The sequence below is a fragment of the Limnothrix sp. PR1529 genome, assembly GCF_002742025.1.
GTDB lineage: Bacteria > Cyanobacteriota > Cyanobacteriia > CACIAM-69d > CACIAM-69d > CACIAM-69d.
Genome location: NZ_LIRO01000002.1, coordinates 1 through 13,814, shown reverse-complemented (window position 1 = coordinate 13,814; position 13,814 = coordinate 1). Strand labels below are relative to the sequence as shown.

Genomic DNA, 13,814 nt, shown 5'->3' with positions numbered 1-13,814 from the left:
GCTTCGGGGCTAGCAGCAGGGCTAGCAGCGGGGCTGGCTTCGGGGCTAGCAGCAGGGCTGGCTTCGGGGCTAGCAGGGGCTTCACCGCCGCCACCACCGCAAGCGGTTGCCAGACCGGCAACCAAGCTTGCAGCCACAACACCACGGGCAACGCGGGAAACCAAAGTCTTCAGGGTAGATTTCATGTTTGTTGTCACTCCTCAACAGCACAAAATGGGGTAGTCAAATGAACCCGACTGTCATCTTAAACGATGCGATCGGGAATCCGGGTAATTTGGCGGAGATCAGATTCCTGAGGATTCTATGACAACCGCCGCAATGGAGGTCGTGACCGCTCTCCATTGGGTTTTGGTCACGTTAACCCATCGTTAACCAAGAAACCTAACGCTGATTCTAGATCGACCTGTCGCTTTTGGTACGACAAGCGGGGCATTCTCGTGCAATGGTAGTTCGATTTTGCACTTTTCCTCAGCGATCGGTTGTAATTCGCCTAGGGCTGTGGGCCTGCGGTGGCGGAAACGCCTGACGGGGCAACCGATGCAGCCCCTTGGGGCCAGTTCAAGACGCGGTTGAGCTTGCCGCTCACGAGTCCTTCCAAGTCCAGGCAAACATACAAAAACCCCAGTTCTTGGAAATCTTGGACTAGTTTGGGCAGGTCGATCGCCCCCACAAAGTCCTTAATCAGCGCTGGCGGCAGTTCAATGCGGGCCGTGTCGCCCTCCGAGCGCACCCGCAAATCGCGATAGCCCAACTGTCGGAGATAGCGTTCGGCTCGACCCACCCGCTGCAATTTTTCGAGGGTGATAGTTTCGCCGTAGGGAAAGCGGGAACTCAGGCAGGGCTGGGCCGGTTTGTCCCACCAGGGCAAGGCCAATTGCTTCGAGAGTTCGCGCACTTCGAGCTTGCTGATCCCCAGCTCGGCCAGGGGCGATCGCGCACCTCGTTCCTTGGCGGCCTGGATCCCCGGTCGGTAGTCCCGGAGATCATCCGCATTCACCCCATCCACCACGTAGGGATAGCCCCGGGCGATCGCGATCGGCTTCAAGGTGTCGTGTAGTTCGCTCTTGCAGAAATAGCAGCGATTGGTGGGGTTAGCGGCGTAGTTGGGGTTATTTAGTTCATGGGTTTGCACAATTTCATGGGCAATGCCGATGGCCGCCGCTTGGGCTTGGGCCTCCAGCAAATCATCGGGCAACAGGGAAGGGGACTCGGCAGTGATGGCCACTGCGCGATCGCCCAGCACATCAAAGGCCACCTTTGCGACGAGGGTGCTGTCAATGCCACCGGAGTAGGCAATGAGGGCGCGATCCATCTCTTGAAACAACGATCGAAGGCGATCCAGTTTGGCGGTGATCGTCATTTACCCATGCTCCATGGAACTTGCGAGAGAACTAGTTTAAAAGTTCCGTCGCGGCCTTTCCCAGCTATGCACACCCAAATCTTGGATGCTTTGGGGTGATAGGGGCCTGGGTGGGTTCAGAATGGTTTCAGCCACAGGGCATGATCAGCCACAGGGCATCATCAACCACGGCGCATGATCAGCCACGGGGCATTATTTGAAAAAGCCCGTGAACGTGTAGCCCACACCCAACAGGAGGGCCACATCGGTGTTGTCGTCTAAGAAGGCGGCGGCCACTCGTCCGGTGGCTGTCCAGCGGTAGCTGAGGGGGACATCAATGCCGCCCGTGAGCGCGAAGCCCACGTCTGTGTCATCGCCGAATAGGTCACTGATGGCTAAGCCGCCACCCACGAAGGGCACGATCGAGATGTCGCCCGTTTCCTGATTGCGAATGGGAAAATCGGCGGTTAGGGCAATCACCGAAGTGCCGCCATTGCCCAAAATGCTGGCGTTGTGTAGGGAAAGGTTTTCGCTGAAAGCCGTTTTGCTCAGAAGGGCAAAGCCGCCTTCACCCAGGGCGCTGGAATCGTCATCGCCGCTCAGGCCGATCGCCCCACCAATACCGATGTAGCTAAATTTGCTGCTGGTGCGGCGGCCATTGGCGGCGCGATCGGGCTGTTGAGCAAGCTGACCATCGAAATGCGAGTCGGCTTCCAAAGCAGCAGGGGCAACGGCGAGGGTGGGTACTGCTTCCTGCAACCGATTGGCCTGAGTGGACGGCGCACCGAATTGATCAAGGGCGATCGGCTGGCGGCTGTCTTGCTCGGTGGCGGGCAAGTCTGCCGCCAATTCCGTCAGCTCAGCAGCGGGGCTTGCTTGGGCCGGTTGGCCAACGGCTCCTAACCCGATCGTGAACGCCAGGGCCAAGCCAGCCCGTAGGGGATCGAACATCAAAGGCATGGTCTACACTCCTCCACAATCAACGGCAACAGACGACAAGGCAAGCAACTCAAGATCAGCAACTCAAGATCAGCAACTGTTGAGCAGCCCATCATGGAGACTTGTTGGGCGATAGGTTGAGCCGCTTGCCCGATCGTGATGGGTTGAACCGTGGGCGATGGGTTGCCAGCGGCCAAAACCGGGTTCCCCAGGTCTCAACAGGTCTCCATGGATGTGGGCTGAGGGGTCAGTCCCTCCAGTTGCCGCGATTATAGGAATTGCCCTTGAGCGCACCATGGGGTGAGTGCCAGCCCCCCATCTGGGCTAAGGGGGTTGGGCCAGTTGCCCGGCAGACTATGCCACCCATGAAAGGTTCTGAACTGAGGACTCTAAATTTGCAGCACCCCCTCCGGCCGAACAGTCAACAGGGTGCGGCGTTGTAATCCTTCCTCATGACAAATTTCATTGGCTGCCAGCAGACCACTGCTAATGGCCCGTTCCATCAGACCGCAAGGGAAGGGCATTTTCACCCAATCGCCCGCAAACATGAGGTTGCTTGCGCCCGATCGCGTGGCAGGGCGTTGGGAATAACTGCCGGGGGGGAAGCCAGAGAAATTCTTTTGGTTCACCAGCTCGCGATGCAAAATTGTGGCTCCTTTGAGGGCCGGCACCAACTCGTATAGCTCCTGCTCAAAGGTGGTGAGCAGGGCTTCTTGGGTGGGGAATTCGGCTTCTTTGTAGCAGTAAGCATGGAGTTCAACCACGCTGCCCCCTGTGCGATCGGCCCAGGCTTTGTAGTCCTCTTGGATTTTGTGATAGCGGGTGATGCTGTCCGTTAGGCGGTAGCCCGAGAGGGAGGTGAACTCGCTTTGATCCCAATCAAAGTCGCGATCGAACCAGATGCGAGCCACCGCAAAGGGATCCGCCACGGTGAGCTGGGCCACTTGCGATCGGGTGGGTTCAGCCACGTCTCCTTCGGCAATGTCAAACAGATGGCGAATGCCTTTCACATCCGCTGCAAACACGAAATAGTCCGCTTCCACCACCTGGCTCGGAGTCCGATCGACCGCTGCGGCCGCCAATTGCACCCGATCGCCCGATCGCTGCTCCACGTTGTAGCGAGCTAGGGGCTTGGTGGCGGGCCCCTGAAGCACCTTGCCCTCGCGATCGAACCGGGCCCCATGGCAAGGACATTGGAACGTGCCGTCTGCCTGGGGAGCCACCGTACAGCCCTGGTGCGTGCAGGTTAACGACAGCGCCGATCCCTCCGCCACCGCATAGACCTCATCGCCGCCCCCAAAATATTCCGGGTGATTCGCCAGCGGTTGAGCTGTGACCGGCTGCTCGGTGGCCGCAACCTTCTGGGTTTCTGGGCGCTGGGACGTGGCTTGGGCACTGGCTTCGTTCAGCGAACTGTGGCGATCGACCCAGAACGGAACTGGAATGGCTGATCCTGTTTGGCGATAGCTCAGGGATGTGATTTGTTGATCCTGCCACGCCACCTGATCGACCTGAGCATTGGCGATGACTTTGCCCCCGTTGGCCTCGATCGCCCGCATCATCGGCTCCACCAACGTGCGGCCCATGTCCTGCTTTGTGCCGTTAAAGGCTAGCCCCTCCGGATTGCCAAAGAAATAGAAATGGAAAAACTGCATTAACTCGCCCGCACTCAGCACATCCGGCGAGTTGAGCGTGGACTTGCCAAAGGGTAGGAAATACAGGTCATATAGTCCCTTGGGGAAGTCATTGGCCGCCCAGTCTGTCACGGCGATCGCATCGAGTTCCTCGTAGGTCTTCGTGGGTTCAAATCCCGTAATGGCCCGAAATACGGCCCAATGGGCAGGGCTGGTGAGATTTAAGCCCCAACGAAACCGATTCGGCGAAGAAATGGCCAAATCGACAATATTCCAAGGGAAGGATGAATGGGTGGGGCGAAACACTTCCGGCGCGTAGGTTTCATCCTTGTAGAGCACTGAGTAGCGCTCCAGGGACAGAAAATCCTGACGAATATTCATTTCTTCCGTCAGGGCCCACAGGTTGTAGTACTGCGGGAAAAAGCCATGGAACCCATGCTCCATCATCAGCGATTCACCATTGACCGTGATGGGCCAACTGGCGATTTTGCCGCCCAAGTGGGGCGATCGCTCCAGTAATGTCACCGCAAATCCGCGTCGGCTCAATTCATAGGCCGCTGCCAAACCTGCCAAGCCACCACCGACCACAGCCACCCGCTTAGGGCGATCGTCCGGTAACCGCGTTGGCAATGTCAGGCGATCGGGTTGATATTGACTAGGCTCCGGCTTCATGAACCGCGAGTAGCCGAGGGCGCTGCCCACCGCACCCACACCAAGCAACTGCAAAGCTGTGCGACGCGAAAACGTTAATGCAGGATCCGTTGATGCAGGATCCGTTGATGCCGAGTCCGTTGATCCAGAATCCGCAGAATTCGGCTGGGGAAAAAGAGTCATGGGGAAAGGAAGACAGTAAACGGCACAAGTTACGGCACAAATTCCTGAACTTGCTCTTGAACTTGTTCAGGAACCGGTTTCCGAGTTGCCAACAGGGCCAAGTGGTGCAGCGGGCGCTTGGTGCTCCCTCTTTGCAGCCACTCGCGAATCCTAGCCTACGATTGTGCCGAATTCCCTGAGGTTCTGCCACCTACATCAGGTCTTGGGATCATGTGGTGGCCGTCCCTGGGCGATCGCCCCAGCCCCGAGCAATGATCAATCGATGACCAGTTAATGACCAATTAATGACCAATCCAGGATCAGCACTGATTCAGCACCGATGTGAATCTGCTGTGGATCTGCCAATTTCAGCGCTCTTGATCTTGTACCAAAGCGGGATTTTACAAATTGCCAAAAATTGCCAAAATTGACGCTTATTCAGTGTTTTTGCTGAAAATCTTGAATTCTGCGCCAAGCGATCGATCTTCCTTCCCCAAGACAGACCCGGTAACTTTAATTGAAGACCTCAACTCAACCTTGGGTTCGAGATCACTTCAAAACCACTGCGGGGTGAAATCAAAAATATGGCGCTTCTGACTGCATCCGAAATTCAAGACCGTTTGACCGCTCTGGCCAATTGGACGCTAGAGGGAAGCACCATCGTTTGTTGTCGTCGGTTTGCGGACTTCATCACAGCGATCGCCTTTGTTAATCAGCTTGTGGAACCCGCCGAAGCGGCCAACCACCATCCAGATTTGGAAATCAGCTATAACAAAGTGACGATCACCCTCAGCACCCATGATGAAGGGGGCTTGACGGCTAAGGATTTTGATCTGGCTGCCAAGATTGATCAGTTAGGCTAATCAGTTAGGCTAAGAGGATGTTTGAAAAGTATTTCTTGGCACAGGTCAAATAATAATCGTTGTCGTAAACAAGGGGCTTAAGCCCCTTGTCCCCCACGATCCACCAACGGTGAAATCAGGGTTTCAGGCGATTTGACGACAGGCCCTAAGTCCCTTGTCGTTGTCGGTTGGTAAGACCCACAAGGTAGCCATTTAAGCTTTTCAGCCATCCTCTTAAGGATCAACGGAGCAAGGACAAATTGCCGAGGCTAACCCGGCGAGAGGCTGAAAACAGGAAAAGTGGGGAAAAATTGTCTGAAATTGCCTATTTATCCAATTCATCGAATCCTGTTTTGCTGCAATTCTCATGTTTTACTGCAATTCTCATTCTCATGTTTTACTGCAATTCTCATATTGATGATCTGCTGATGATCTGCACTTCACTTCAGACATGACTGCCAAATCGTTGAGCAGCGCCAGTCCTGTCATTCGTCACTCTTTGATGCATTATTCCTACGATCTTGGTAAGTGTGTTTAACTGCAAGGCTTGACTGCAAGGTTGGATTGCAGATTGATGACCAGTCTCTGAGGGGGTTTTGCATCGTTTTCAACAACTAAGCTTCCCTTCCCACCCTGTTATGCTATCGAGCGAATCGGTGAATTCAGTTTCTATCTGGGGCGAACGGGATTTCTTACAGGAAGCAGCCAGCCAAGCTTCTTTGGTGGAAGAGTTGCTGGCGATCGCCACGGCCCTGTCGGCGGTTAGCGACCTGGATGAATTGTTGGCGCTGATTCTCACCACTTGCCGAGAGCTGACTTGGAGTGATGCGGGCAGTGTCTATTTGATCGATCGCAGTGATGACACGCCCAAGCTGATTTTCAAAGTTGCCCAAAATGCCTCGCAGCCCAATGCCTCGTTTCGGGAATTCGCCATGCCCCTGGCCCGACGCAGCTTGGCGGGCTATGTGGCGCTCACGGGGAAAAGTCTGAGCATTCCCGATGCTTACTGTTTGCCAGCGGAGGTTCCCTACCAGTTCAATCACAACTTCGATAGCGGCTTTTCCTACCGAACCCGATCGGTGATTGTGGTGCCCATGCAAAACCTCAATGGCGAAACGATCGGGGTGTTGCAATTGATTAATCGCAAAATCGATCCCCGCGCGATCGTGGATCCCTGGAATGCGATGGAGGTGACCCGTCCCTATACGGAATGGGAAGAGCGCGTGGTGCAGGCCCTGGCTAGTTTGGCGGCCATTTCGATCGAGCGCAGCAATCTACAGGAAAGTATCGAAGCTCTCTTTGAGGGGTTTGTGCGGGCGGCGGTTCAGGCGATCGAGTCTCGAGATCCTTGCACCTCCGGCCATTCGGAGCGGGTGGCCACCTTGGCAGTGCGCCTGTGCGAAGTGGTGAACGAAATCCACACGGGGCCCTTGGCGGCCACCTACTTCACCCCTCGCCAAATTCAAGAAATTCGCTACGCCAGTCTGTTGCACGACTTTGGTAAGGTCTGTGTGCCCGAAGCGGTGTTGGTGAAACAGAAAAAGCTTTATCCCGATCAGCTTGAGGTGATTCGTCACCGGTTTGCCCTGGCTCGGCGGACGCTGGAACTGGATTGTTTGCAGGTGAAGTATCGCTATTGGGTTGAGCACCCGGAATTGTTAACGGCTTATCAAAGCCGATCGTTGGTTCCTGAGTCTCCGAATGGGGTTTCTAGTCCTGGGGTTTCTAGTCCTGGGGTTTCTAAGCTGGCGGAGTCGAACGGCCATGGGCTAGCGGCCGCCAAGGTGCCCCCAGCCATGGCCCCCCAGACCCCTCATAAAACGATGGCCAATGCGGTGGCGGTGAACCCGCTCGATCGCCTGGACTCGGAGCTAACGGCGGCCTTGGATGAGTTGGATCAATATTGGACATTACTCCTAGAAGCCAATGAGCCGCAGGTGCTGGAAGCGGAACCGCTGGCCCAGCTTCAGGAATTGGCGAGTTACACCTATCGCGATGTGGATGGGCAACAAAAACCCCTGGTGACGGCGGCGGAAATTGAGCAGCTCACCGTTCCCCGAGGTACGTTGACCAGTGCGGAACGAAACGCGATTCAGTCCCATGTGACCCACACGTACCAATTTCTGAAGCGCATTCCCTGGACGAGCTATCTGCGTCAAGTGCCAGAAATTGCCTATGGCCACCACGAAAAGCTGGACGGCTCGGGTTACCCCCGGGGACTGCAGGCGGGTGAAATTCCGATTCAAACGCGCATTATGTCGATCGCGGATGTTTACGATGCGTTGACGGCGGCCGATCGCCCCTACAAGCGGGCAATTTCCACCAGTTCTGCCCTCACGATCCTGCGGCAAGAGGCCCAAATTAATCGGCTGGATTCGGTGCTGGTGAGCCTGTTTGAGGAAAAAGCGGTTTACCAGGCGATCGGCCATGCACTTGACCATCAATTGCTCCGGCCCCAGTCGGCGCTAGACGGCCCGTTCTGGAGCTGAAAGTGCAAGTAAACCCGCCCAGCCTGCTCAAAAGATTTTTTAAAACTTTAAAAACTTCGGAAAATCTTGCGATCGCCCGCCCATAAACCGATTGGGATTTTCGGCAGCGGTCACTAATTTTCAGTGGTACTCTATAAAGGTGATATGGAAAAATCGGCCCGAGTCGCCTTGCTGCGATTTTTCAGACCATCTTCCAGACAGGTGTGAGGATAGGAGAGCGTAATGTCAAAGTTGATTTGGAAAGCCCTGCTGGCTAGCCCGGCGATCCTGGGCGCTGCGGTTGTGGCAGCCTCGCCGGCTTCAGCCCAACAAGTTTCTTCAACCACCGTGCCGTCGGTGAGCGCTCTGGAAGCGACTGGCGACGGTTCGACCCTGAGCAACCTCGACCAGCTCAACCAGTATGGCCGCGAGGGCCGTGCTCGCCGCGCCAACAGCGCCGAGCAAGTGACCTCCGTGTCGCAACTGTCGGACGTGCAACCCACCGATTGGGCCTTCCAAGCCCTGCAATCGCTGGTTGAGCGCTACGGTTGCATCGCCGGTTATCCCGACGGAACCTACAAGGGCAACCGGGCCATGACTCGCTACGAGTTTGCGGCTGGTTTGAATGCTTGCCTCGATCGAATCCAAGAACTGCTCGTGACCAACGTGGCTGACTACGCCACCAAGGCCGATCTGGAAGTCCTGAAGAAATTGCAGGACATGTTCAAGACCGAGCTGGCTGCCCTGCGCGGTCGCGTAGACACCTTGGAAGGTCGGATTTCTTACCTGGAGAAAACCCAATTCTCCACCACCACCAAGCTGACCGGCGAAGCCATCATGATGCTGGCCGGCGCTACTTCAGCCAACCTGGATGATCTGGGTGATGCCTTCAGCGGCAACAACGGTGACGACAACCAAGTGGTGTTCCAAAACCGTGTTCGCCTGAACTTCAACACCAGCTTCAGCGGCAAAGACCTGTTGATCACCCGCTTGCAAGTGGGTAACTCCAAGGGCTTCAACGGCGTGGCTGGCGAAACCGTGTTGACCAACCAAGTGTTTGGCGACACCGGTAACCAGTTCACCTTGGACACGCTGCAATACCAATTCCCGATCGGGGAAAAGGGCCGCGGCTACCTGATGGCCAACGCGGGCGTGTGGGATGACATCTCCAACACCCTGAACCCCTACTTCGAAGACTACGACGGTGGTCGTGGTTCCCTGTCCACCTTCTCCCAACGCAGCCCCATCTACCGTCTGGGCGGTGGTGCTGGGATCGGCGTGAAGTACGACTTCAGCGAAAACTGGCAACTGTCGGCTGGTTACCTGGCCGGTGAAGCGGCTAACCCCCGCAGTGGCGACGGTGTGGGCGAAGGTGGCCTGTTCGACGGTCAATTCTCGGCCATGGCCCAGTTGACCTACACGAACGATGCCAAAACCTTTGGCTTGGGTCTGACCTATAACTACTCCTACTTTGGCGAAGGCGAGTTCGGCTTTGATAACGCCGGTTTCGTCAGCGGCTTCACGGGCACTCTGGCGGCCAACGTGTTGCCCCAACAGGATGCTGTAACCTCCAACTCGGTTGGTCTGCAAGGTTACTACCAATTCAGCCCCAAGGTGGCTCTGACCGGCTTCGTGGGCTACACGGGTGTTGACTCGAAGGGCGGCCGCTTCGATGATGCCGACATCTGGTACTACGCTTTGGGCTTGGCCCTGCCTGACCTCGGTAAGGAAGGGAACCTGGGTGGCATCTTCGTGGGTGCTCAACCCTACCTGACCAACATCGATGGCGATGATGTGGATACCGATATCCCGCTGCAAGTGGAAGTGTTCTACAAGTACGCGGTTAACGACTGGATCTCGATCACCCCGGGTGTGATCTGGCAGATGAACCCGAACCAAGACAACGACAACGATGATGTCGTGATTGGTACGCTGCGGACGACCTTCGTGTTCTAGAACGCTTTGCGCTGGCGCAACCGCTAGCGCTGTTGAGGCTGATGGTGAGTTTCCCTAAACCTACAATTTTTGATTGGATTTAGGGCGGCTCCCCGGACTATGACGGTGGCTCAGCCTTCTGTTGAATCAGTCATTTCAGCCCCCTTTTAGCCCCACCTGTCACGGGTGGGGCTTTTGCTTTGTTGGCAGGCCGCGGGGAGCGATCCCAGTTCCCACAAATCTTTACAGCCGGGTTCTGGTAGAAGAGTTCGGCGCGATCGCCCCCCTTTGATAGACTAACTGAGCAAGCCCGAACGACTCTGGGGTTTCGTTGGCCAGCACTTGGGAAGGAGATTTTTGTGGAAACTACCCTCGGTTTAGAAATTATTGAGGTCGTCGAACAAGCAGCAATTGCGTCTGCTCGTTGGATGGGCAAAGGTGAAAAGAACACCGCTGACGAAGTGGCTGTGGAAGCCATGCGGGAGCGGATGAATAAGATTCATATGCGCGGCCGCATTGTGATTGGTGAGGGCGAGCGCGATGATGCGCCTATGCTCTACATCGGTGAAGAAGTGGGGATCTGCGCAACGCCCGACGGTGCCCAGAGCTGCAACCCTGACGAGTTGGTAGAAATTGACATTGCTGTTGACCCCTGCGAGGGTACGAACTTGGTGGCCTATGGCCAAAATGGTTCGATGGCGGTGTTGGCGATCGCCGATAAGGGCGGTCTGTTTGCGGCTCCCGACTTCTACATGAAGAAGTTGGCAGCGCCTCCGGCAGCCAAGGGCAAGGTGGACATTAACAAGTCGGCCACCGAAAACCTGAAGATCCTGTCGGAATGTTTGCACCGCTCGATCGAGGAGTTGGTGGTGATCGTGATGGATCGCCCCCGGCACAAGGATCTGATTGCTGAAATCCGGGAAGCCGGTGCGCGCGTTCGGTTGATCAGCGATGGCGACGTGTCGGCCGCTATCTGCTGTGCCTTCTCCGGGACGAACGTCCATGCCCTGATGGGGATTGGGGCGGCTCCTGAGGGTGTGATTTCCGCCGCCGCCATGCGCTGCGTCGATGGTCACTTCCAAGGCCAACTGATTTACGATCCCGAAATCGTGAAGACCGGTCTGATTGGCGAAAGCAAGGAGAAAAACCTGGAGCGCCTGGCCAGCATGGGCATCACCGATCCCGATCGGGTGTACAACGCTGACGAGTTGGCTTCGGGCGAAAACGTCCTCTTCGCCGCCTGCGGGATCACCCCCGGTGTGCTGATGGAAGGCGTGCGCTTCTTTGGCGGTGGTGCGCGGACTCAAAGCTTGGTCATCTCCAGCCAGTCCCGCACGGTGCGCTTTGTGGACACCATTCACCAATTCGGTAAGCCCTCGGTTCTGCAACTGAAGTAAGGGCTGACGGTTTGTAGTGGCTTGCTGAGGTCGCTTTGGCGATCGCGGCAAGCCATTGCCATGTCTACAGGTCTCGCCCTGTCTATGGGTCGATCGCGCCTCAGACTGCCAACAGCAAGTTTTGGTCAGATGCCAATGGCCAAAAGATGGTTAACCGAAAACCAGAAATTGACGTTTTGTTGCATTCACGAAGTCGATCGCCGTTTCGGTAGCCTTAGCCTCAGACCAAACTCCCCCAGCAATCGTTTGATCATGACTCAACCAGGGGGTATAGCTAACCAGCGGTTGGCGATCGCTCCCCCCTTTTCTTAAAATCCCTGGCATAAAATCCCTGAAATTTGGCTAATCCAAACCCAGCTTGGCCCAATCAAGTGTCAAAGTTTCTATAGACCGATCGCCCGACGATTGGTAAATCCGTTAAAGTCGAACTTTCAACGCCGTTTGAGTACGTTTTAGCAAGAGGCCATATGAATATTGCTGTGATCGGACTGAGCCACAAGACGGCTCCGGTTGAAGTGCGCGAAAAATTGAGCATTCCCGAACCACAGGTCGAGGCAGCAATCGCCAGCTTAAGGAGTTGCTCCCATGTGGAAGAAGTGGCGATCCTCAGCACCTGCAACCGACTAGAACTCTATTGCGTTCTGAGTGAGGTCGATCGCGGCGTGCAGGAAGTGGTTGAAATTTTGGCAGAGCGCAGTAAGCTGCCCTTGGAAGCCTTGCGCCACCACCTGTTTGTTCTGTTGCGCCAGGATGCGGTGATGCACCTGATGCGGGTGGCGGCCGGCTTGGATAGCTTGGTGCTCGGTGAAGGTCAGATCCTCTCGCAGGTGAAAAACGCCTATAAACTCGGCCAAGACTACAAGGGAATTGCCCGCATCTTGAATCGATTGCTGAAACAGGCAATCACTGCCGGTAAGCGCGTCCGCACTGAAACCAGCATCGGCACGGGAGCCGTGTCCATCAGTTCCGCCGCCGTGGAATTGGCGCAACTGAAAGTGCCGGATTTGTCGCCCTGTCGCGTGGCCATTGTTGGGGCCGGCAAAATGTCTCGCCTGCTGGTGCAACATTTGCTGTCCAAGGGCGCAACCCAAATTTCGATCGTCAACCGATCGCTCGAACGGGCAGAGGAACTGGCTCGCCGTTTTCCGGATGCGAAGTTGAATCTGCATCCCCTGCCAAGCATGATGAGCACGATCGCCGCTTCAGACCTCGTGTTCACCAGCACCTCCGCCACGGAACCCATTCTCGATCGCGCCAAGCTGGAAGCCATCTTGCCCGAGCATCGATCGCTGATGCTCTTTGATATTTCCGTGCCCCGAAACATTGCCAGCGATGTGAATGAGTTGCCCGGCGTGCAAGCCTTTGACGTGGACGACTTGAAAGAAGTGGTGGCCCAAAACCACGAAAGCCGCCGCAAAATGGCGATCGAAGCCGAAGCCCTGCTTGACGAAGAAGCCGAAGCCTTCGAAGCCTGGTTGCAATCCCTAGACACCGTTTCCACCATCGACAGCCTGCGCCGCAAAGTCGAAACCATCCGCACCCAAGAACTCGAAAAAGCCCTGTCTCGCCTGGGGTCAGAATTTGCCGAAAAGCACCAGGAAACGATCGAAGCCCTCACCCGTGGCATCGTCAACAAAATTCTGCACGATCCTATGGTGCAACTGCGGGCCCAGCAAGACATTGAAGCCCGCCAGCAGGCCATGCAAACCCTGCAAGTGCTGTTCAATCTAGAAACCGCCGACAGTGCCGCCTAGGCTGCCTCAGTCGCCGCCAGACCCTTAGAAATGACGGGTGGCTTGAGCAACCGCCCGTCATTCTGAATCGATGGTTTTTGAGACGATTCTTTTTGAGACGATTCAATAACAACGATCACGCTTGCTGCGGTGCGATCGTTGTTATTGAATTGGTTATTGAATTGCTTAGCTCAAGACATTGCTTGGCTAAAGCATTTCGCAACAAGGATACAGGTTGAGGCATTTTTCAAGAACGGCCGTGAGCTGAGGGATGGCGCGATCGCGATGCCTCGCCCAAGTCCTATGTCTATTGAGATCGCTTGAGATGAGGTTGCTTGGGATCGCTAATACAGCCGCCGATGAAATTACCAACAACGATCGCCCACAGCTATTTCAATTGCATTGGGTCAGAATTGATCAAATCACTACCCACAAGGTGATAACCCTTTTGGGAAGCCAACTCAACAATTTGTTGAATATTCAAGCTCCGTACCCAACTCATTTCCTCATGAGTTAGGGTTTGGGATTGCAGGTAATGGATCATAGAAATAAGATCAATACCCAGATCGCTCATAAAGTGCATGATTTTGAAGCTCCTGCAAGATGGCTAGACATAACCGGTCGTACGTCAATCTAATGTGGGATTGATAGAGTAGAGAGACTGATGGATGAAGGTTCACGCCATGGAATGCCCTCTGTGCGGTCACAGCAAAG

General features: G+C 55.5%; 8 protein-coding genes and 1 pseudogene. 5 read left to right on the top strand and 4 right to left on the bottom strand.

What is annotated here, in order from left to right; genetic code table 11:
* The 4 genes and pseudogenes from AMR42_RS19675 to AMR42_RS00205 all read right to left on the bottom strand — a co-directional run.
* A pseudogene (locus tag AMR42_RS19675) lies at positions 1–185 on the bottom strand (hypothetical protein); the annotation flags it as partial.
* Positions 186–490: 305 nt separating this feature from the next.
* Positions 491–1,360, bottom strand: coding sequence for an ATP-dependent sacrificial sulfur transferase LarE (gene larE / locus AMR42_RS00215; RefSeq protein WP_099531464.1), 870 nt, complete (start codon positions 1,358–1,360; stop codon positions 491–493).
* A gap of 192 nt (positions 1,361–1,552) precedes the next feature.
* Positions 1,553–2,299 carry a hypothetical protein gene (locus tag AMR42_RS00210; protein ID WP_099531463.1) on the bottom strand — a complete coding sequence of 249 codons (747 nt, stop codon included), beginning with the start codon at positions 2,297–2,299 and terminating at the stop codon, positions 1,553–1,555.
* Between the two features lie 368 nt (positions 2,300–2,667).
* A complete protein-coding gene (locus tag AMR42_RS00205) occupies positions 2,668–4,746 on the bottom strand; it encodes an FAD-dependent oxidoreductase (protein WP_099531462.1) in 2,079 nt (692 codons plus the stop codon).
* 563 nt (positions 4,747–5,309) lie between these two features.
* Here AMR42_RS00205 and AMR42_RS00200 point away from each other — a divergent pair.
* The 5 genes from AMR42_RS00200 to AMR42_RS00175 all read left to right on the top strand — a co-directional run bounded on the left by AMR42_RS00200 (position 5,310) and on the right by AMR42_RS00175 (position 13,121).
* Positions 5,310–5,588 carry a 4a-hydroxytetrahydrobiopterin dehydratase gene (locus tag AMR42_RS00200; protein WP_099531461.1) on the top strand — a complete coding sequence of 93 codons (279 nt, stop codon included), beginning with the start codon at positions 5,310–5,312 and terminating at the stop codon, positions 5,586–5,588.
* A 617-nt stretch (positions 5,589–6,205) separates the two neighbouring features.
* Positions 6,206–8,056 (top strand): HD domain-containing phosphohydrolase, encoded by a 1,851-nt coding sequence (locus tag AMR42_RS20775; RefSeq protein WP_199858031.1) that lies wholly within the window; start codon positions 6,206–6,208, stop codon positions 8,054–8,056.
* Positions 8,057–8,278: 222 nt separating this feature from the next.
* Positions 8,279–9,991, top strand: coding sequence for an iron uptake porin (locus AMR42_RS00185; RefSeq protein ID WP_099531460.1), 1,713 nt, complete (start codon positions 8,279–8,281; stop codon positions 9,989–9,991).
* Positions 9,992–10,329: 338 nt separating this feature from the next.
* Positions 10,330–11,367, top strand: a complete 1,038-nt coding sequence (gene glpX / locus AMR42_RS00180; protein WP_099531459.1) for a class II fructose-bisphosphatase — start codon at positions 10,330–10,332, stop codon at positions 11,365–11,367.
* A gap of 467 nt (positions 11,368–11,834) precedes the next feature.
* Positions 11,835–13,121: a glutamyl-tRNA reductase gene (locus AMR42_RS00175; protein WP_099531458.1), complete on the top strand. Its 1,287-nt coding sequence runs from the start codon at positions 11,835–11,837 to the stop codon at positions 13,119–13,121.
* Positions 13,122–13,814 lie beyond the last annotated feature (693 nt).